The sequence below is a fragment of the Teredinibacter turnerae T7901 genome, assembly GCF_000023025.1.
Lineage (GTDB): Bacteria > Pseudomonadota > Gammaproteobacteria > Pseudomonadales > Cellvibrionaceae > Teredinibacter > Teredinibacter turnerae_B.
Genome location: NC_012997.1, coordinates 3695412 through 3718461 on the forward strand (window position 1 = coordinate 3695412; position 23050 = coordinate 3718461).

Consider the following 23050-nt stretch of genomic DNA (forward strand, 5'->3'; position numbering starts at 1 on the left):
AAGATGACGCAGGCCGACGCCTCTTAGAATTTGTAACGCAGCGTTACAGTACTGGATGTACCGGCAATTGAGCGGGCGCGAATGTAATTTGCCCCTTCAATATTGCCCTCTTCCGATTCGGTAATACCGACTTCGTCGAATAGATTGTTGACTGCCAGCTCCACACTCAGATTGTCTGCCAATTGATAATCAGCAAATAAATTGACATAGGTGTAACCGGGCATCATAAATTCATTCGAATCCTGCGCGGGTGCATCGGTTGTGCCGATTATCGTCAGGCCAACACTCGCTTTATCCAGCTCTACACTAGGCACCAGTGCGTAGGTAAAATCGGCCTGGCGGCGCGGCGTGTTGCCCACCAGATCCGGGTTGTTCGAATCGACAATTTCCGCATCGGTCCAAGTGAGGTTACCACGCAAATTAAAGATGCCGCGGGTGTAGTAGCCTTCCAGCTCGAGACCCAGCGATTCGTAATCCCGCACAACCGCTGCATCACCGGAGCCGTTAGTACCCTCGGAGTTCACATCGTCGGTTTCCACGTAGAATATTGCCGCCGAACCACCCAGGTCTGCGGTTTCAAATTTGGAGCCGAATTCCAGCGAACGAATTTCGTTAACAACCGAGCCACTCACCGCAGTACCGTTTTGAAAAAAACCGCCGTCGCCGAGGCGGTCAGCATTAGCGCGACCCCCTTTACTCAGGCGGGTGTACAGTGAGAGAGTCTCGTTAAGTAAATAGTTGGCACCCAGCGAAAATGAGGTGTAATTCCAGTCGTAACTGATGGTGCGGTTACTACGCGGGTCGAAAACTGCCGCATCCTGCTCGACATTTTGGATAGCACCATCGCCATCCACATCGGTGCCACCGTTCACCGCGGTACTGGGAGCGAAACTGTAATAGCCGGTGCCTTCACCGGAGTCGCTGCGCACCACTAAATCGATGCGTACTTTTTCGTTCACATCCCAGTCGCCAGCAACATAATAGGCATCAATGGTGTAATCCAAGTCCGTGTCGCGTGTGCAGCAATAACCCCAGTCCGGCGCACCGTGCGATACCAGCCCGCCTTCGGTGAGCTTATTGCCATCGGCATCATAGGCATCGAGCAAGCTCGCATCGTCGCTGACATCCTGAATATAGGTTTGCCAATACCACTCCACATCAATATGTTGGGTCGCGCGGTAAACACCGCCGGTAATGCGGAAATTGTCGAAATTTTTTGTGAGGTTCATGTCCAATGTGGAGTTGCTTAGATCGGACAAATCGTTGTCGAAGGTGCGAATATTTTGTACCAGGCCATTGCCATTCAAATTGCGCAATTCAGCATCGGAGTATATATGGCCATCCAGCGAGCCCAACTGCGTCGCCCCCATAAGTGCAGGTGCCGATGAGATACTCGATGGATCAAAGCCACCCCCACTCATATCAAAAATACTGGCTGAAAACGCACCGGTAAAAGAGCCACTGTTTTTGGCGGAGCGCGCTTTCAAGTTGAGCGTCCAGTCGTCTTCCAGTTCAAAACTGAAATCCACACCCACAGCGTCGGATTTAGCGTGATACCCATCGGCAATAGATGAGCGGCGGCCATTAACGGTTTGAATGGTCAGCAGGTCTTTCGAAATATTTGACGCGGAAGTGATATCAAAGCCGGGAATATCATCGACGGTTGCAGACCCGTTAGAACCAGACACCGCCACCGGCATTGGCAAGTACGCGGGTGTGCGGTCATCCAGGTGTTTGAAATACAAGCGCGCATAACCATTTTCAAAATCTTTGGTGATATTAAATTTAATCTGGCCGCCTTCGGCAGAGGTGAATTGAGTTTCTCGCTCGCCTTTACCAGTGCGATAAAAGCCACCCACGTGAAAACGCAAGGTATCGCTGATGGGGCTGCCGAACTCGAAGTCTGTACGACTGATGTCGTAATCCAGGCCGATGGTTTGGGCAATGCTGCCACCTTCTTCTTCACCGGTTTTGCTGATGAAGTTAATTACACCCGCAGGAGAGTTACTGGCCAACGCGGCTGCCGAGCCACCTTTCAGCACCTCAACGCGATTGAGGGTGCTGTCCGCTTTAAGAAAAATATCGGCGTTGCCCACAATGATGTCGCCGAACTGTAGCACAGGCATGCCGTCTTCCAGCAACTGCACATACTTTGCGCCACCGGAAGCCACCGGCACACCGCGAATAGAAAGGTTTAAGTTTCCTTCGCCAGAAGACGATTCAGTGCGCACCCCCGGAATGGTGCGAAATACCTCGCCCACGCTGCGCGGCGCAGTTTGCAATAACTCATCCTGTGACAGACTGGAGACAGTAAGGCTGGTTTCCAGGTTTGAGCGGGATTCCAACTGACCGGTCACGATCACTTCTTCCACCTGCCGCTGGTTTGAGTTTTGTGCAGTAGCTCCCAACGGGATTCCGGCGACAATTGCACTGATGGCCAGGCTGAGGAGCTTGGGGTTACGACGTGTATTCATGGCGAAGCACCTTTTTTCTACGCTAACTTATTCGAGTTGTGCCCAGAGGCTTTTTCGCTTGCGGGTGCCTCGCGTAAGCTGCGTTGGCACGAAATATTGCAATCGATTGCAGAACTATAGATCACGAATGCAATCGTTTGCAAATCGCAAAATACGTTGTTTTCGATTAATTTTTAATAAAGCGGGAAAGGTTAGTCGCGAAAAGTCGCTAAAAAGCGTTAAGTAGATCCGCGGATGATAAGTTCAGGGGCAATAACTTCACTTTCGGTTATATCGCCCTGAATCTGGGAAAAGAGGTTTGCAACCAGCCGGTAGCCACTGGTGTGGATCAACTGGCTGATAGTGGTAAGCGGGGGCATCATCAATTCGGCCACGGGAACGTCGTCAAAACCTACCACAGACACAGTACCGGGAACTGCGATACCTGCCGCACCGAGGCGCCTGATAGCAACGCTTGCCAGAACATCACTGGCGGCGAAAATACCGTCAAAACGCAAGTTAGCGGTGTCTTCCAACAATTGATCCATTGCCTGATGGGCCTTTTCAAGGCTAAACCCACAAGGCACAAACTGGGTTTCATCTTCAGCAATGCCAGCCTCGCGCAGCACCGAGGTAAAACCCTGGCAGCGCATGCCGACCTCTGGCAGATTCACATCACCAATAAACACCAGCCGTCGACGGCCCTGCGCCAACAAGTGCTCAGCCGCCAAATGCCCACCGAGGTGATTGTCACTGCCAATTGTCACATAGGCTTGACCCTCCAAATGGGCTCCCCAGACAACCAGGGGTAATTGGGATTTCATCGCAAAATCGTTGATGTCCGCGTGAAGGTCGCTTTGGCCAATAATGATTACGCCATCGACATGGTTATAGCTTTCTACCTTGCTGCGCCAATCGTCTCGGTGTACACGAGAAAGCAGCATGTCGAAATCCGCTTCGGTGAGGGCATCGGCGATTGCGCCGAGCAGCTCCATAAAAAACGGGTCTGATACATGCTGCCCAGGCGCGTGATGCATTGGAATCATCACCGCAATGGTACGAGAGGACTGGAGGCGGAGATTGCGCGCCTGTTTGTTGATGCTGTAATTATGCTGCCGCGCCAGTGCTTGAATGCGCTTGCGGGTTTCTATATTGATTAAAGGGCTGTCGTTGAGCGCACGGGAAACCGTCGATTCAGAAACGCCGGCCAGGCGGGCAATATCGGACATTTTCTTGCGGGACACACCCGATGCTTTTTTGCTCATAACAACTGCAGCTCAACAATAGGGGCTTGATAACCAGCACAACAGGTTATGGTGATATGTATAGCAAGTAAAGCGCTAACATTCATAACCATACAGAGCCTCTCGATACGAAGCTTCTCGGCAAAGATTCACGATGCCCCATCGGGGAACCACTCTTATTTCAACTCACACATTCACAGTGGTTATTTTGTTGGAGTGCGTCGGCGACTTCGCCTTTTGATGCGACGGCCGATCCATCAGACTAACGACTGACACAACGCTAGCGTAAAGCATACAACGGATTTAGCTCTTGCTGCGCTCCCGCTTATTACCTGATGCTACCGCCACACAATCGCTGTCCAGCATATTAAACCGCGAAAGCAGATCTTCACAGAGTAACACTTTTTGCAATTTTAATTACATTGTTAAAAATCGCGCGAATTATTTAAGAATTACTGGCGCGCTAAAAAACGATCTGTGACCCACGCAATTGAATAGAAAATAGGGTTTTTCTACTATCCAACCGCCTTACATTCAACGTTAGGGATAACAAAAAGAACGCGAAAAAACACGTCTTTTTCTTCGCGCATGGTGCGCGGCACAATCCGGCCATTTTTTCCGGTAGCGGTATTCACCACCGGTCGGAAGCCATAAACACAATAATAAACAAGGCAACCTTTCTCATTTTTTTACCGGAGTACACATGAAAATATCAACACTGTTGCGCAAACATATTGCAGCCATAACACTGGGCGCACCTTTAGTTATAGCAACTGCTTTTTCGGCTCAAACCTACGCATTAACCCAACAATCCCACACTTGGGAAAATATTCGTATCGACGGCGGCGGATTTGTACCGGGAATTATCTTTAACCAGAGCGAACCCGATTTAATTTATGCCCGTACCGATATCGGCGGCGCATACCGTTGGAACGAACCCGAGCAAAAATGGGTACCCATGATGGATTGGGTAGGCTGGGACAACTGGGGCTGGAACGGCATTTTGAGTATTGCCACCGACCCAGTTGATACCGATCGCGTTTATGCTGCGGTGGGTATGTACACCAACAGCTGGGACCCAAACAACGGGGCAATAGCACGCTCAACCGACCGCGGAGAAACCTGGCAGGTCACCCCGCTGCCGTTTAAAATCGGCGGCAATATGCCAGGCCGGGGCATGGGCGAACGCCTGCGAATTGACCCTAACGACAACAGTACCGTGTACTTCGGCGCGGAGTTGGGCATGGGCCTGTGGCGCAGCAACGACTTCGGCGTTAGCTGGAGCGAAGTGGCGAACTTCCCAAACCCCGGCACCTATGTTCAAGACCCAACCGATACCAATGACTATCTCAATCGCAACCAAGGTGTGGTTTGGGTCGCTTTCGATAAAACCTCGGGCAGCCCCGGCTCTGGATCACAGCATATTTTCGTTGGTGTAGCAGACAAGCAGGACTGCCTGTACGAAAGCCTCGATGGTGGAGCAACCTGGCAGCCAGTGCCTGGCGCCCCCACCGGCTACATCCCCAAAAAAGGCGTAGTCGATTACGACAACGGTTATCTCTATATCGCGACCAGTGATACCGGTGGCCCTTACGACGGCGAAGAAGGCGAAGTGTGGCGCTACACCATTGCGACCGGCGAATGGACAGATATCAGCCCGATGACCATCGCCAGTGGCGACCTCTATTTTGGTTACAGCGGCCTCACCATCGACCGTCAGAACCCATCCACTATCATGGTGGCCTCGGTCAACTCCTGGTGGCCGGATATGATTTTGTTCCGTTCCACCGACAGCGGTGAGACCTGGTCACGCATTTGGGATTGGGCCGGCTACCCGGCGCGCGATAAACGCTATACGCTGGATATTTCTGAAACCCCCTGGCTGGGCATGGGCGATATCCCCCAACCGCCAGAGGAATCACCCAAACTCGGGTGGATGAACGAGTCTGTCGAAATCGACCCATTTAATTCAGACCGCTTTATGTACGGAACCGGTGCGACAATCTTCGGCGCAACCGACCTGACCAACTGGGACACCGGCGGCACCGTCAGCCTGCGCACAATGGTAAAAGGTCTTGAAGAAACCGCCGTGTTAGACCTGGCGTCTCCCCCCAGCGGAGCGCATTTGTTTTCTGCGCTCGGCGATATTGGCGGATTCAAGCACGAGGATTTTTCGGTAACCCCGGAACTGATGTATCAGTCGCCTGAATTCGGCACCAGCACCAGCATTGATTTCGCGGAACTGGACCCCGGCATTATGGTGCGGGTGGGCCACCCCGTAGGCGACGTGCCCGCTAACTTCTCCTACATCGGTATCTCGACCTCAGCAGGCGATGCCTGGTGGGCGGGCGCTAACGCCGGCTCTCCCACCACGGGTGGCACAGTTGCGCTGTCTGCAAACGGCGGCAGTATTGTGTGGAGCCCAGGCGGATCAACCGTTCACTACTCCACCACATTCGGCTCTTCCTGGACTGCATCCCTCGGTGTACCGGCAGAGGCGAAAGTGGAAGCAGACCGGGTTAACCCAGACTGGTTTTACGCCTACAGCGGCGGCGCCTTTTACTATTCACGCGATGGCGGGGCGAGTTTTACTGCGTCCGCAGCTACAGGTTTACCGTTAAATGGCCATCTGCAATTCAAAGCAGTACCTGGCTACGAGGGCCATATTTGGCTTGCCGGCGGCGAAATCGACGATACCAACGCAGCGCTTAACCACGGCCTTTGGCGCAGCACCGACGGCGGTGAAACCTTTACTCAACTACCACTAGTAGAAGAAGGCGATAACGTGGCGTTCGGTAAAGCCCCGGACGGCAGCACCTACCCCGCAATTTATCTGGTCGCACAGGTAGAAGGTGAGCGTGGCGTATTCCGCTCAGACGATCAGGCAGCCAGTTGGGTGCGTATTAACGATGCTGCACATCAGTTTGGCAACATGGGTGAGGCTTTGGCAGGCGACCCGCGAGTGTATGGCCGTGTTTATCTCGGTACCAATGGTCGCGGTATCCTCATGGCTGAACCCAGTGGAGGCGTATCCAGCAGCTCGTCTTCCAGTTCGTCCAGCTCTTCCTCCTCTAGCTCATCAAGCAGCAGCTCCAGCTCATCGTCCAGTAGTTCCAGTTCATCTTCGGGCGCAACAAGCTCTTCTTCGAGCAATTCGAGTAGTTCGAGCAGCTCCAGTTCGTCGTCCAGCTCAAGCAGTTCATCCTCAAGCAGCTCTGGCGGCGCTTGCGAAACCGTCTGCAACTGGTACGGCACGCTTTACCCGGTATGTAGCGGACAGGATTCCGGCTGGGGCTGGGAAGATAACAGCAGCTGTATTGGCGCCAACACCTGTAACAGCCAATGGGGTGAAGGCGGCGTAGTTGACGAGTGTACCGGTTCGGGTAGCAGCTCGAGCTCTTCCTCGTCCAGTAGCTCTTCCTCGTCCAGTAGTTCTTCGTCCAGCAGCTCCTCCAATGGATCGTCATCCAGCAGCAGTTCTTCGTCGAGTAGCAGCTCCTCATCAAGCAGCTCAAGCTCGTCCAGCTCTGGCGGCGCCAGCAGTAGCTGCGAGTACGACATTGTTAACAGCTGGGGTAACGGCTTTACCGCTGAAATTACAATCACCAATACCGGTAGTACGCCGGTACAAAACTGGGCGGTGAGTTGGAGCTACGCAGGTAACACCCAGGTCACCAACATCTGGAATGCGAGCCTCGCGGGTACTAACCCCTATACCGCCAGCGATATGGGATGGAATGGTAACCTCGCCCCTGGCCAATCAACAAGCTTTGGCTTTCAGGGAAGCGGCAACGCCGAAATTCCAACATTGCAAGGCGACCTGTGCAATAACTGATAAGCCACAATACTCGCTCCTCGAGCAGTTCTTTTGCAGAGCTGTCTCGGGGAGTTGTTTCCGGAAGTTGTTGCTCCGGGAATTGTTGCTCCAGGAGTTGTTTCTCCAACAGCAACTTCAGACTTTCCCCTCGATTGCGGTGCTTTTTAGCACCGTTTTTTTGCGCAGAGCCATGCGAAGCTATTAACCCGGCAATTAAATAGATGGCCCTGTCAACTTAATTGCACGCCCAAAGGGCAATGACTGTGCTTACTTCTACCGTCTATTAACTGCGTAAGTTTTATTGCCAAGCTTGCAACAGCGCACATAAATGCAACAGTGCGCCACAGTAAAAAAACATAATTGGATTTGCCCGGATTCAAAGGGCATGTGCGCAGACAAGCGCAAAAGAAAATGCAGCCAAGCACCCAGAAGGGGCCTGGCCGAAAGTAAGCGAGGGCTAAAATGGCAAATGCAAAGAGTAGACTATGAGTTTGATGAAACAGACTAGCTGGCAGACTTCAGACTTGCCGCGGTGCTCGAAAATCCGTCTAGAGCGGGCCGACGCAGAACAATCGCTACAAACAACCTGTCAAACAGGGGATCCATCCCCCGCCGTCAGACAAAGATTCAATTAAGAACCGTCCCTGTGTGCTGCACTCCGTCGCAGCCATCGACTTCTCCCTAGTGCGAATTCCCGAGCGTCCATTCCACTCGCTGCTTCCCTTCGCGACCACGGAGACACTTTAACAAAGCCACGGTTCCACCACATGGGACGATTGCCCTCAGAGATGTGACAAATTCACATAGTAAGCAATATCCCTCTGGTGCCACCATGCGCCTCACACTACCCCTTCCAAACATAAATATTTAAAATTACAGACAATGCTAAACCGGTACTAAACTACAACTAATAAACTAATCAACTAAAATCGATAATATGGATCTTATTCGAAACACCGAACGGCCAAGAGAGATGTATGTTGTACCACAATTAGAGCCATTGGCCACAAAGCCGTAGAAAAACAGTCCGTAAACTAACGGCAAAAAAATGTCCCTGGCCGGTTGCCTTTGAGCAACCGGCCAGGGACATTCCAGTTGAAACCAGATTTTATTTAGTAGTGAAAAGCCACTGGGCTTTACCTAGATATGAATAATCTCTTGGCTACTCTCCACCCAAATACTTAACCTGATAAACATCTAAACGGCGGTCGCGGAGATTTCTTACGGTGCCTTCGCTGTGGAGAATTTTGAGCTTGCTCATATCGAGGTCGGCAAACAGTAGCATCTCAGTGTTGGGTGTGGCTTCCGCCAGGACTGAATCGTGCGGGAAGGGAAAATCGGAGGGGGAAAGCACGGCGGATTGGCTGTATTGCACATCCAGCGCTTCCACTTGCGGCAGGTTGCCAACACTTCCGGCAATAACCACATAGCATTCGTTTTCGATGGCGCGAGCCTGGGCGCAGTGGCGCACGCGTAAATAGGAGTTTTTGGTATCGGTCCAAAAAGGTACGAACAGAATATCCACCTCCTGCTCTGCCAGAATCCGGCCCAATTCAGGGAATTCCACATCGTAGCAAATTAAGATGCCTACGCGCCCCGCGTCGGTTTCGAACACGCGCAGATCGGAACCACCTTGAATAATCAAGTCGCGTTTTTCGTGAGGCGTAACGTGGATTTTTCGCTGTTCATCTATCTGGCCACTGCGGTGGCAAAGGTATGACACATTGTAAAGGTGCCCATTCTCATTAAGAGGCATAGAGCCAGTGATAATGTTGGCGTTGTACTCGATAGCGAGTTTGGACATGTGATCGCGCAGTTTTTCGGTGTAGCCCGCCAGGAATAATACAGCGTCCTTCTGTTGATACATGTTGGACAAGCCCATCAAAGGCGCGTTAAAAAACTCGGGGAATACAATAAAATCGCTTTGGTAATCCGATACCGTATCCACAAAGAATTCCACCTGTGCCACCAATTCTTCATAAGAAGAAATCGCGCGCATCTGCCATTGCACAGCGCCCACACGAACAATGTGTTTAGGGGTGTGAAGCACTGTATCTATAGGTTCGAACAGAATGTTGTTCCACTCGAGCAGGGTGGCGTAGCCCACAGATTTTTCATCTTCCGGCAGGTACTTGCGCATTAACCGCTTAACCTGGAATTCATTAGCGAGCTGAAACGTGAGAATGGGGTCGTAAATTGCGCGGCGCGATACTTGTTCGATGTACTGGGCAGGCGTTAATGTTTCCGCGTGCTGGTGGTAATTCGGAATACGACCGCCTGCGAGGATCGCGCGTAAATTATATTGCCGACACAGCTCCTTGCGCGCATCGTATAGCCGGCGACCAAGCCGCAAACCGCGATGACTGCTCTTAATAACCACGTCCAAGCCGTAGAGTGCATCCCCTTCCGGGTTGTTTTTAACATCGTCGTTACTGTCGACAATATCTTCGTATACATGCGGGTTAGAAAACCGTTGGTAATCCACTTGCACAGTAAGGGCAATACCGACCAGTTCATCACTGTCAATAACACCAATCTGCCCTTCTGGAAATTCTTCAATCAAACGCGTAATGGTGTGTAGCGGCCAGGCGCCGCCGAGGTCGGGGTAGGCTTCATCCATCAGAGCTTCAATTTGCCCATAGTATTTTTCGGTTAGATTACATAGCTGGATGTTGAGCTTCTCCTGCGGCATACGACCTGTTTCCTGTAGTTTGTGGATTGTAGTTAGTGGACTGTGGCTAGTGGATTGTAGTTATTGGATTTGCAAAATATATTGTAGAAGTGGGCACTCGGACGGAAGAATACAATCTCTCTTTGTAAGAAGATCCGCGCAAATGCGAAACCCTACAGCCCTTTTAAGCAAGTTTAACGCCCATTGCCTCGCTATTTGGATCGCCCAACGGGGAATCGTCTGCGCCAACGGGATAGAAGTAGGGACAACGCATGCCGGCAGAATGCCAAAGAGTCTCGCTTAACGTGCTTTCAAACCATACTTTCTACGCATTAAATACACGGTTAGACCTGCGAACGAAGGTTTTGGGTCGGGCTAAGCGCCCAAGAAAATCTGGGAAAGGTGCCACTTACGCCGAAAGGCGCTCGGCTCGGGGCCATTACGAAACGAGCGGTACTCAGCGTTTTAAAACATAACAAGCGCGCACAAAAAAAGCCGGAAGACATCGTCTTCCGGCTTTTGGAGTGTGCTCAGGCTATTGGCAATTACTGACCCATCAGGGCTTCCAATACGCCGTAGTACGCAGGCTTCGCTTCGTATGGACCATTCTGCGGGCCGGTGAACAACAGTGGCCAGTCGTTGGCGTTAGCGTTGGTGTACTGGCTGAACGTCATGATCCAGCTATCGCCATCCCAAACGCCCCACACGGTGAAACCACCACGCAGGTTGGCCGGTACGTTATCAAGGTACGCTTGCATAATGCCCTTGTAGCGCTGCTTCTGCAGCTCGGCGGCTTCCGCGGTAAAACTGCTGTATTGCGGGAAATTAGTGGTTCCGTAAGGGTTGTTAACAGGAACATCGAGCTCAGAAATTTTAACTTTCAGACCGCGATCCGCGATGGCTTTGAATGCCTTGCCGATGTTGGCATTGCTAGGCCACGTCGCCTGCACGTGCATTTGGAAACCAACACCTGTAATCGGCACGTCCGCTTCCAGAAGCTCATCGACTAGTTCCAACAAACAACTGAACTTCGCATCGGAAGTTACACCATTTTCAGTCGAGTAATCGTTGTAATACAAGTCTGCATTGGGATCGCCCTCGCGAGCTGCACGGAATGCGTTCGCGACAAAGTCTTTGCCAAGCTTCTGGTAGAACAGAGAGTTTTCACGCCAGCAACCATTGGAGCCCGGCTCCAGCACTTCATTCACAACGTCCCAGCTGTCCAGTTCGCCAGCAAAATGCTCAGCCACAGTTTTCACATGGGTGTTGAGCATGGTTTGGAATGCAGTTGCATCACCAGAGTAATTTTTCATCCAATTGGGTACCTGGTATTCGGAGTGCCAAACCAGAGTGTGGCCGTGCACGCCAATACCATTCGCTTTCGCCCAGTTGACCAACTGATCCGCTTGACCAAACGAGTAAGTATCTTCAGCCGGATGCATGTAGGTCATCTTCATGATGTTCTCAGCCGTGATCTGGCTGAATTCCGCTTTTACGGTTTTCTCCATTTCCGGAGTAGTGAAAATTCGGCTGACAGCGGCGCCGATTGGGAAGTCTGCGTATGTGTACAAGCCATTCCCGCCAGAGCTGCTGGTAGAAGAACTTGAGCTGCTTGAAGAGCTCGAACTGGAGGAGCTCGAACTACTTGAAGAGCTGCTGGAGGAGCTTGAACTACTGCTGGAAGATGTTCCGGTAGAACCACCACTGCTGGAGCCGCCACCACCGCATGCAGCGAGGGAGACAACAGCGACTAATGCTAGCAAGTTACGGGTCGAAATCACTTTAGTACCTTTGTTTAGATAAATCTCAATTCAACAATAGGGAAAACACATCCTGGTGTTAGCCCAACATTCACACGTGGCGAAGATTACAGAAAACCGGGCGCCAATGCGTGTAAAATTTAGACAGCACATACAGGATATTGTAAAAAGTACTATAAGTTCTGCGGATAGTTCAACGAATACATTATTTAAAAAAGTGTAACTATTCTTAAAAGAAATAACTTCATCACGGTTTTATTTCAATTTTCCTAACACAAAACCACCTTTTTCTCTGCGTACTGCATCCATACATGTACACAAGCATCACCCTCCGCGGAGGGTATTATTTACTGGCATAAACAGAGTTCAACTCATAACATCTGCTTACAGAATGGCCCCCTTGTTTGAGCTAATCTGCACGACTTCCCAGTTATCCTCTAATTACAATTCCGAATCCGATATGCCTTTTACCCGCCAATTACTCGCTCTAGTAACTCTCGGCGCTGCGACAGTTGTTTCTGGTCACCTCCAAGCCGCAGAACTCGTCCCTCTATTTAATAACTCTCACCTGAGTGAGCCCGGCGGTGTAATGCTATCGAAGCCCGCCACCGCGGCTCCAGCAGCGCGACTGAAAACGTTACTCGGGGTAGACGACGAAGTTTCTATTGAGAGAAGTGCGAGTGTAGTGAGTGGTCACTACACCTCTGAGCGATTTGTTGTGAGCTATCAGGGTATACAACTGCTGGATTTATCCGCCGTGCTGGTCACCGACAGTAACGGCGATATCGTGCAGGGCTACGGCGCAATTCCTTCGGATTTGCATGCCGACCTTGGTGATCTAACCCCATTAACAAAGGAAGCGCTGCAAAACGCCCTACTGAAGCAAGTTGGCGAATACCAATCCAAAGCCCCGCAGCCGCGACGCATTATCAATAGCGAGGTTACCCAGGCTATTTATATAGACGCGGACAACAAAGCCCACCATGTGATAGTTATGCGCGTGTTCTCTGATAGCGACGGTCAAGACCCGCAATCGCTGCGCTGGCTGGTGGATGCGGCGACTGGGCAGCTATTGGAAGAACAGAATCTGTTACAACACGAAAGAGTGGGTGGAGCAGGTCCATCGGGCAACGGTAAAGTATCTGCCCCCGAGTATCGCGCCGAAGACGGCACCCTTACGCCGCCCGAGACCTTTATGGTTGAACGGCAACAGGAAGGAATCCACACCCTGTGCTATTTCAAAGCGGATAATGTGGAAACCCGAAGTGCCGAACACGAGTCCGATACCGGCGGCCTGAGCGACGAACCCTATAAGTACGATTGCGCACAATCTACTCGCAATGCGTATAAAAACATCAACACCGCCCTTTCCCCGCTAAACGATGCCCACTATCGCGGGCAAGTTACATCGCGCATGTTTGAAGACTATCTGGGCCACAAGCCGTATTTTGACCAGAATATTGTGCAATATGTGCACTATGGGAAATCCTACGACAACGCGTTTTACGAAGATGGCGCGGTTTACTTTGGTGACGGTGGTTACCTGTATTACCCACTGGTATCACTCAATACGGTCGCTCACGAAATAGCCCATGGCTATACCGCCGGATATGGGTCGGATGGGGCAGAAAAACTTATGCGTCGGGGGCAGGCGCAATCAATCAACGAGGCATTTTCGGATATCGCCGGCGAGGCTGCCGAATTCTACCTGACCGGAGCGAACGATTGGCTGGTGGGCGAAGACACCTGGCCGCAGGAGCATCCGGTCCGCTATATGAATAACCCGACGCTGGATGACAAATCCGTCGATCACATTGACCAGTACACCAATGGCATGGACGGTCACTTTGGTTCTGGAATATTCAATAAAGCCTTCTTCGCACTGGCCACCAATGCCCGTGATCCAAACGGGCCGTGGGATACTGAACTGGCGTTCTACGCGTTTGCGCTGGCGAATAAAAGTTGCTGGGTTGCCGACAGCGAGTTTACTGATGCGGCCGACTGTGTCATGCGTCAAGCATCTGCTGTCGCACAGGCGCTACAAAAGAAGAACGTTACCGCCGCAGACGGCAGTGCATGGACAGAACAAACGCTCGCCAACCAGATTCGCAAAGCGTTTACGACCGTGGGTATCGAACTACAAACCAGCAGTGGAATTGCAGCTAATTTCAATTCGCACAGTGCCTTTCTGCAACTGAGCACACTCAACACGTCTCAGTATGACGGGCAACCACTCAGCGAGGCACAAAGCCAAAACGGCTGGCAATACCATTGGGATTTTGGGGATGGCACGCCGTTGGTCTCCGGATTTAACGCCAGCCACACTTACATCGCTGCGAACACCTACACCGTGGCTTTGCTCATCACCTCACCAAGCGGCGCAGAGGATGAAATAACTCGCGTCGTGACCATCGAAGAAGACTATTGCCAGCCGACCGAACCAGCAACAGAAGACTATTGGATTCGACAGGTCGCCATCGCGGGGGAAGTACGCAACCTTCCGTTAGCTGGCTACACCGACGCTACTGCTACGCCCCTAAGCTTAGCCGCCGGCAAGCCACTACGTTACAGCGTACAACTCGGTGCTGAGTTTCAGTCTGAAGAACAGTCGCGCGTATTGGGTGTTTGGCTGGACAAAAATAACGATGGCCAATTTGCATTAAGTGAACGACTAAGTATCGACAGCGTCGATTGGTCGATTAGCAAAGTCTCTGACTTTGTTGGTGAAACAGGTAAAACCTACCGGGTAAGACTGACCGCAAGCGATGACGCACGAAAAACCCCTTCATGTGGCGCAAGCCAGGGCGGCGCCACCGTCGATCTCGCCGTCACATGGGCGGAAGCACCACCAAAGTCTTTGGTGTGGCTGGATCAAACAACGCTGAACGAGACTCGGTTTACGGTAAGCACCAATGACGAACGTGTGACCTCCTATTTATGGAACTTCGGTGATGGCACCACCAGCACTGAAAAAAATCCGACACACGCCTTTGCACAAACTGGAAGCTACAGCGTTGAACTCATGGCTAAAAATGGTCAGGGAAATGCCCTTTACCACCAGCAGCGGCAGGTCGAATTCCGCACGGTGACAACCCCCTATTTTTTCTACCAAATGCTGGAGGGCCTCACGGTACGATTCTCCAATCACAGCAGCTTCCCGGCGGGCTCAACATTCCTGTGGGACTTTGGCGACGGCAGCACCAGTAGCGAGGAATCGCCTGAACATACCTACGCCGCAGCGGGTAACTATGCAATAAAACTGACAATTACCAACACCGACGTGCCGCAGGGTATAACAGACACTGGTAGCGTGGTCGTCGGTAGTGACCAACCAGGAAACACCAGTTTTACCGCCACAACAATGCGTATTTACGACGGTATGCACGCGGTTAAATTTCAATTCAAATTGAATCACACCCCGCAAGACAAACATTCAGAAGACTGGGAATACGTCTGGCAGTTCGGCGATGGCAGTGAAGGCAACAACTCCTCCAGCTACACAAGTACATCAATTATTCACAACTACACTCAGGCAGGAACCTTTACCGCGAAACTGACCTTCCGTTACAAACAGCGCATCGGGTCTGGCGAAAACGACTGGCAATGGTATGAAAAGGACTTTGAGTTGCCCGTGTCCCTGTTGGAAAATCAACCCAATGCCTATTGTAATGCGACCGGCGATGTAACTTTCGAACATATCGAAAATGTCTCAATTAATGGCGTTGACTACGCAACAAATCCTCGTGGAGGCTTGATCAACCCGGACGAACCCATTTTGTTGCACCCTGAAAACAATACTTATTACATTCAAGCAGGTTACGAAGGGGAAATCTCTCCGGCGCGTTACCATATGTGGCTCGATATAAATCAGGATTTTTGGTTTGGCGGAGAATCCCAAGATACCGAGTCAAACGAATATGTTTTAAACCGACTCGACTACCTCGATCGTTCCTCAGGTCGCGGGTTTATTAGCGGCTTTTTCGATCTGCCAGAGTTGGCGACCGCCGCTGGCACCTACTTTTCGCAGCTGCGTATTCTCCAGCAATATGAGTCTTTTTATAGTTCCAGCGTATCGCCCTGTGCAAACTACCCAGAGGACGGTTACAACACGGGAGAAATTGAAGATTACCGCGTTAAATGGGTCGTGCCCGCTACGCCGGTTGTTACGCACACACTCAACAAGAAACGTGTGGTATTTACCAACACCACGACAGCACGCAACGACGTCCTGTGGTTATGGGATTTCGGCGACGGGGAAACCAGCGCGCTACGCAACCCGACTCACAATTACAGTGCCGACGGAACCTACCTCGTAAATCTCAAAATCCAGGGTAGCGACACCACGCCGCTAGGTGAATGGCAAACCAGCCTGACGATATCGAGCGAACCCGAGCCCGTGCCAACGGAGCTGGTATTAAATGTTGCGATGCAAGACAACCTGATGACTTACAATATCACCGGTAGTCGTTACCCAGCAGGCTCTACAGTGGAGATTGATTTCGGCGATAATAAAAAATCCGCAAACCCCACCGGCACACACGAATACCGCACGGCAGGCACCTACACCGTAACCCTGACGGTAACCAATGCCGATTATCCCGAAGGCAAGCAAACGTCGCGCAGCGTTGTCGTACCGCTGCCACCGCAACCGCCAAAATCGAAAAGTGGTGGCGGAAGTCTTGGTGGCGGATTTTTGTTTCTGCTGGCAATAACAATGCTCAGTCGAACCAGGAAAGACAAGCGTCGATATTAAGGTATAGGTGAGAATTCTAGTGGTAATGGCTTGGCAATTGAAAAGCACGATTAGATAGCCAAAATCGACTCTTTAATCTCAGGATATTTAACCACAGAATATTTAACCACAGAATTACTCGTCACTTCGGGTTAAACGTGTAGTAGATAGATGAAGTAAAAGTAAAAACGTCACTACGGCAGAAAATGATGTACCGTAGTGACGATATCGGCTGTTCGAACAAATCGCGTTTAAGCAACTCAAAAGTCGAGTGCAGAAATAGCAGCGCGTTTGCTCGCCAACCTTTGGCTAGAAGTGATACGTCAAGTTAGTGTAGAAAAACGCTCCATTAAAACCGAAGGGCGCGGAGCGTCGCGAATAAAAGAACACACCTTCTGTGTCTACCACCACATTGCCGGATGCATCGACTATGCGCCCAGCCCGGCTTTGACCAACATGGTTCTCATCTGGCGTTACATCAAAGATGTTGTTACCACCCAACGCGAAAGTCAGGTTATCCATAAAGTCGTAACTCAGCTTTAAGTCCACCAGGGTTTTCGCACTGAACGTTTGGCTATCGCCATCAAGCACCGTGTAGGAGCCATATCGGTTAAAGGCCAGATTAGACGCAAAAGGCCCCAAGCGATAATTAAAGGATAGATTTACGCGGTCTTCCGGTTGCCACTCTTCCAGAATTGATCGGTCCTGCTCGGTAAAAATCAGATCCTGGATGCCTGGCACATCAGAAAGGCTGTCCGGCGAACGCACACTGTCCACTTCGGTTTCGGTATAGTTGCCCGCGAGTGAAACACCAAGCATGCCCCCATTGCTAAAATCGTGATCGTAGGTCAGCACAATATCCACGCCCTGAGTTGTGGTATCTGCAGCATTAAGGAAGAATTGCGCGGTGCCTACGCCAGCATCAGCAAATGCCTGATCGACAGACGGCACTGCGCCGCCGGTTTCAGAAATACGCCCACTAATAACGATGCGATCTTCAATTTCAATTCGATAGAAATCGGTGGTTAAACTCCACCCATCTGCCGGGTGAAGAATAAAGCCCACGCTGGAGTTAAGCGATGTTTCTTCTTTTAGTTCCGGCAGGCCCAGTTCGCGGCCAATAGCACTATCATTGCGGAAAGTACCTACCTGTTCTGCCACACCTTGTGAGTTAAATTGGGTGCTCACATTACTGGTGTAGAGCTGGTGCATTGAAGGCGCACGAAAACCGGTACTTACCGCGCCGCGGAACGTCAAAAACGCGGCCGCGTCATAACTGAAACTGGTTTTGAAATTTATGGTATCGCCAAAGTCGCTGAAGTTTTCAAAACGCGCTGCGGCACTCACCATAAAGCTTTCGGTAATATCAAATTCGGTATCCACATAGGCGTAAAACGCATCACGTGACTCATCTACCGCATTTTCTGGCTGGAACCCCGGAAATACCTGAATCCCCCCTGCCGCATCATTCTCGCCGAGCGATACCCCATCGGTCGTGTCATAGTCACGATAGGACACTTCATCACCCTGTTTAATCTGGTAGGTGTCCTGTCGATACCCTGCTCCCAGCGCCAGTAAACCCCAGTCGGTATCGTTAACAAAATCGTTGTCGAAGGTGAACAGGCTCAAACTCAGTTCGCCCGCAAATGCACTGGTCGGGCTATCGCCGGTAAGTGAAACCAGCGAAGCATTAACAGAATTGCTGATGTTGTACGCGAAATCGTTTTGACCAAAACCAACAGCACTGTGCCACTGCCAAGCGGAACCGATGTCACCCGATAAACCTGCAGCCGCTGAATAATCGTCGATAGTTGTATTAATTAATGGCAGAAACCCGTCGGGATAAAACGCTTCGCCGCCATTGACCGGCGTTCCATCATACATCTCGCTGGGGTTATTGGCAGATTGATTTGCCCGTCGATAAAATCCGGCTGAAGTATTGTCACGGGTTGAATAGGTTAACGAGCCATCCAACGTGAGTGCCTCAGCAAGGGGTTTACCAAAGGTAAGCACCGCCGATGTTTGTTCGGAATCTGCATCGCCAATACGAAAATTTTTGCGATCAAAATTAATTTCGCGCTCATCGCTTGTCTGGTATGAGCCGTCGGATAATTCAACGCAGGTATCCTTGTATTGGCAGACACCGGTTAAACCCGCACGATTAGTATTACCTCTGTCACGGTATTCCAGCGAGAGATTAACGTAACCATCGCTGCCCACAGCAAAACCTTTGTTGGTGCTTAACACTGTGGTCTCACCATCACCTTCACTGTATTCGCCATAGGAGGCGTGCGCACTCCCTGCAGCAGGATCATCTTTGAGAACAATGTTAATCACCCCGGCAATGGCATCAGAACCGTATTGTGCGGCCGCGCCGTCGCGCAAAATTTCGATGCGTTTAATGGCAGAGACAGGTATCGCGTTCATATCTGTGCCGGCAGTACCGCGCCCAACCGACGTATTCACGTGAATCAACGCGCTGTTATGTCGGCGCTGCCCATTCACAAGCACCAGCGTCTGGTCTGGCCCCAAGCCCCGCAAGGTGGCGGGTCGCAATGCATCCGTACCATCGCTGATACTGGAACTCGAGAAATTAAAGGAGGGTGCCAGTGATTGCAGCATTCGCCCAACTTCCGTTGCCCCTGTTGCGGCCATATCGTCAGCGTTAATCAAGTCCACCGGCACAGGAGAATCCATTGCTGTGCGGCCTGCACTTGATCGCGTACCAATGGTGATCATCTCTTCGTCGTACGCCACTTCTTCTTGCGCGCTGACTGCCTGCGCGATCATCAAACAGGGTAGCGCTACCAAAACTCGCGCACCAACATAGGGAACCCATTTATTGAGTTTGTACACTTATACCTCCCGGTATGAATTCAGATTGAAATTTTACGACCACGAACTATTTGCTTTTTTATGGTGCGCAGTAACTCGAATTGCACCGCCCAATTATGCCAACAAGGAGTAAAACGCAAAAAAGCGTATAAATATGCAGCATATTGAACGCTGGGATCGCACCATTGTCGTCGAATGCTAAATAGCAATTCCCAGGCCGAGTTACAGATGCCAACGCGCGCCAGAGGGGAAATTAACACCATCGCCGCTAGGGGCGTGCCGCCACTAAACCGCACTTAGATCAGTACATCGCTGTATAAATATCGGATGCACTCCAGTAGATTTCCGCATGAGAAAACGGACTCCTGATCAGAAATTGGATTTGCACCTCTCCAGTTGCGAACTTAGACAAGTCCGTTTACCCGCTCTTGGAAAGCACCAACGGACAGTCCAACAAATTTAACGGCATGCCCGAAATAACCTTTGTCCAGGCCACAGTCATCAGCGCGTTTTCGCCTTTTGTTGAATTACCGCGCGACCAGTTTAGGCAGTTCAAAGTGTTAAACGCAAAACTAACTACAAAAAATGATAAGCAGTTTTTTTGTTAGACATTTTCTTCGCTCAACACGACAAAAAAGATTGTCCACACGACAACAGTCTGAAGCAGTGCAAAAAATATTGGCGCTGCATTCCTACGCCACATCTACACACTCCTTATAATCAGCTCCGTTGCTGAACACAATAATTAACAGCAAGCGATCAGTAAAACGAGGAAACACAGCATCCACGCACTCGGTAAGATTCTACCGACTCCGAATTTTTTGATTCAAACATTAGGAGCAATCCATGAATACTCTGTTAAAAAAGCGGCTCGAAAACTGGTTTCGCCTAACATCGCTGCCAATTGTTGTCGTTATTCTTATACTGTCGAATACTGCTGTTTATGCCGATTTACACTGCAACGGCAGCCTATCAAGAGTTGGCCAACAAGTTGCCGCGGCGCTGACCGATGAATATGAGATTCCACTGTCCTATTGCAACGACATTATCGATTTGTACGACCAAAACGATGGCAGATTTTCGGAGTCGATTCGTCGTGAGATCGAAAACACTCAGTCGTCCTTCGCACTCTCATCCCCCACTTATAGCAAGTCATTTGTCACTCAGTTCCTGGCTCCGGCACTCGCCGAGCGAAATGCTCGAGCAGTGAGTGAAGGCGGGGAAAAGCCACTGTTTAAGTTTATTACCGTCCTTTATCCGACTCGACTCTATCAGGATTTAATCAGTCAAATTGACGGTCCACTGGCAATCAACATCGCGGTATACCAATTACTTCCGGAAAATAACGCAAATGACATGCGACTGCTGGTTCGCGATAAACAAGTCACTTACAGTGGTTCACCTGAACTGGGGCGAGAATCTACCAATAACCTGAGCATCGCACTCAGCGGAGAGATTGGGCTACTCGCCGACACACAATTCGATATGACCACGAGTGCGGCGAGTGCAATCACCTGTAGCTGGCGTACCGCCGACACCAACTGTCAATCCACGCCTCCGATACCCGCCCTCGCGCCCGTTGCTACCGAATCCGCGATGCCGGTATTTTCCCTGACACGCGGATATTTCGCCTCCCGTGGCGGATTTGACCTGCAGGCGGATATCGCACTCACAACCGCACTGGACCAAGCCCAAAGCACGATTTTTCTATCACAGGTGAGCTACTTGGCGGGCAACAGCCTCTCGGACTACCTATTCGAATCCATTGCCAGCGCAGTTGTGCGCGGTGTAGAGGTTGAATCGGTAATCGGAGCAAGCGACATTGAAGAAAATTCCCCGGCACAACAACTTGAGTTACTCGGCCGCTTCATCGAAGAAGAGGCAGTCCGCTGGGAACTGGACGACTCAGAAAAACTCCGCGCCCACTGCCGCCTCTATTTCACCGTAAGGCACGACGGCGATAACAACCCAGAGCCTAACAACGCCAAGTTTTTCATGGTGGACGAAGGAACCTTTTACGTGGGCTCTCAGGATCTCGCCCCAACCAGCTTTTGGAGTAGCGGCACTACAGCAAGCGGCGAATATGAACATGGCTACTTAATTGACAGCATTGCCGCCGCCAACCAGATCCAAGAAGAATATTGGATACCGCTCTGGCGCAATGCGCGAAATAACCGCCTGTATTCCAGCTATATTCCCGAGGATTACGATTGCGCACCAACTGCAGCCCGCGCCGAACTGATACCCACTGAAATCATCTCCGGTCAAGCGCTGGTTACTGCTGGCGATCAGGTGCAGTTTAACTCTGGAGTAAAAAATGCGGGCGCAGGTCGATCCAATAACTTCCGTGTAATCTGGAGGATAGACGGCATCGAAGTATCCTCCGCGATACACGCAGACGTACCACCCGGTGCGGAAGTCACAGATGGCGAAAGCGATTTCACCTGGACGGCGACGAGTGGTATTCACACAATCAGCTTCTCAGTCGACACCGATGATCGAGTGAACGAAATTGATGAAACGAACAATACCCGCGAGCTCAACATTGCTGTTCAGGAGGCCTCTATTGATTTGGCGGTAAGCCCTATTCAAGCCCCAGACAGGACACATATGCCGGGCGATCAAATACGGCTTAGGTCCTCGGTTATGAATAACGGCACCACCGAATCAAATGGCGCTACCGTCGTCTGGAGAATCGGCGGCGTCACCCAAGCAGAAGCAAACTTTGCTTCAATTCCTGGAGGTGCGACAATTCGCAATGCAAAAACCGAATACGTTTGGACCGCACCGGCACAAGTCGGCAGTTACGATATTACCTTTTCAATCGAAAACACTGTACCCGACTTGGATTTTGACCGCAGTAATAACAGCTTCACTCGCCTGATAACAGTAGGTTCCGGCCGCGCAGCACTGCGCCCAACCGATATTGAATTTTCTCCACAAGTTGCGGTATCTGGCGAACAGATAACATTTAACGCGGGCGTTAAGAATTTGCAAAATTTCAGGTCGCCACCTTTCCATGTGCGTTGGCTGGTTGATGGAACAGATATTGGTGCCGGTGGCCCGCACCCAGGCGTTGGGCCTGGAGAAACAATTTATGGAGGGCCAAACACGTTTATCTGGACAGCACAACCGGGCGAACACACGATCAGTTTTGAGGTGGACTCTGAAAACGAGGTGGACGAACTCGGGGAAGATGACAATGTGGCAGAGGTTGTAGTCACAATCGCAGAATAATATGTCGTCCGAGCAGGCTCTTGCAAAAGGGCCTGCCTAACCCGCATGAGATTAACAGGTTAAACATAGAGCTTGTCAAACGGACTTATCTTTTTCACTCCTCGGGAGAGCATTAATTTCCATTGAGAAATACGTCGCAAGAGTTTGCTGGATGCTGCGGTTATAAAAACACGAAAAATGACATGCATCACGTTTCGAAATTTATACCAGCATATTTATTTCCAATTTGAACTAGAAATCAAATATTACATATCAAATTTCTGCCGCAACGAATAACCATAACATTATTTTGATTACTGGC

Annotated in this window: 8 protein-coding genes; 3 read left to right on the forward strand and 5 right to left on the reverse strand. The window is 50.8% G+C overall.

All coding sequences use genetic code 11. From position 1 onward, the window contains the following. Positions 1 to 23: 23 nt before the first annotated feature. Positions 24 to 2474, reverse strand: a complete 2451-nt coding sequence (locus tag TERTU_RS14810; protein WP_015818597.1) for a TonB-dependent siderophore receptor — start codon at positions 2472 to 2474, stop codon at positions 24 to 26. Positions 2475 to 2692: 218 nt separating this feature from the next. Further along, entirely contained in the window at positions 2693 to 3718 is a 1026-nt protein-coding gene (locus TERTU_RS14815) for a LacI family DNA-binding transcriptional regulator (protein ID WP_015817578.1), read from the reverse strand. A 682-nt stretch (positions 3719 to 4400) separates the two neighbouring features. On the opposite strand from TERTU_RS14815, the gene TERTU_RS14820 reads away from it, so the two are divergent. Continuing rightward, positions 4401 to 7532, forward strand: a complete 3132-nt coding sequence (locus TERTU_RS14820) for a cellulose binding domain-containing protein (protein WP_015820290.1) — start codon at positions 4401 to 4403, stop codon at positions 7530 to 7532. Positions 7533 to 8676: 1144 nt separating this feature from the next. Here the strand turns inward: TERTU_RS14820 and TERTU_RS14825 are convergent. Further along, positions 8677 to 10206 carry a carbon-nitrogen hydrolase family protein gene (locus TERTU_RS14825; RefSeq protein ID WP_015819872.1) on the reverse strand — a complete coding sequence of 510 codons (1530 nt, stop codon included), beginning with the start codon at positions 10204 to 10206 and terminating at the stop codon, positions 8677 to 8679. A gap of 524 nt (positions 10207 to 10730) precedes the next feature. Further along, entirely contained in the window at positions 10731 to 11966 is a 1236-nt protein-coding gene (locus tag TERTU_RS14830) for an endo-1,4-beta-xylanase (protein ID WP_015819666.1), read from the reverse strand. A 370-nt stretch (positions 11967 to 12336) separates the two neighbouring features. On the opposite strand from TERTU_RS14830, the gene TERTU_RS22395 reads away from it, so the two are divergent. Next, positions 12337 to 16698: a PKD domain-containing protein gene (locus tag TERTU_RS22395; RefSeq protein ID WP_041590266.1), complete on the forward strand. Its 4362-nt coding sequence runs from the start codon at positions 12337 to 12339 to the stop codon at positions 16696 to 16698. A gap of 288 nt (positions 16699 to 16986) precedes the next feature. Here TERTU_RS22395 and TERTU_RS14845 read toward each other — a convergent pair whose 3' ends face one another. Beyond that, positions 16987 to 19533 (reverse strand): TonB-dependent receptor plug domain-containing protein, encoded by a 2547-nt coding sequence (locus tag TERTU_RS14845; RefSeq protein WP_015819101.1) that lies wholly within the window; start codon positions 19531 to 19533, stop codon positions 16987 to 16989. Positions 19534 to 20358: 825 nt separating this feature from the next. Here TERTU_RS14845 and TERTU_RS14855 point away from each other — a divergent pair. Then, complete coding sequence (locus TERTU_RS14855) at positions 20359 to 22749, forward strand: CARDB domain-containing protein (protein WP_015820249.1); 2391 nt, start codon at positions 20359 to 20361, stop codon at positions 22747 to 22749. The last annotated feature ends 301 nt before the right edge of the window (positions 22750 to 23050 follow it).

Coding starts and splice junctions, on each gene's coding strand:
- TERTU_RS14825 (WP_015819872.1), bottom strand. CDS start 10,206: ATGCCGCAGGAGAAGCTCAACATCCAGCTATGTAATCTAACCGAAAAA.
- TERTU_RS22395 (WP_041590266.1), top strand. CDS start 12,337: ATGGCCCCCTTGTTTGAGCTAATCTGCACGACTTCCCAGTTATCCTCT.
- TERTU_RS14815 (WP_015817578.1), bottom strand. CDS start 3,718: ATGAGCAAAAAAGCATCGGGTGTGTCCCGCAAGAAAATGTCCGATATT.
- TERTU_RS14820 (WP_015820290.1), top strand. CDS start 4,401: ATGAAAATATCAACACTGTTGCGCAAACATATTGCAGCCATAACACTG.
- TERTU_RS14855 (WP_015820249.1), top strand. CDS start 20,359: ATGAATACTCTGTTAAAAAAGCGGCTCGAAAACTGGTTTCGCCTAACA.
- TERTU_RS14810 (WP_015818597.1), bottom strand. CDS start 2,474: ATGAATACACGTCGTAACCCCAAGCTCCTCAGCCTGGCCATCAGTGCA.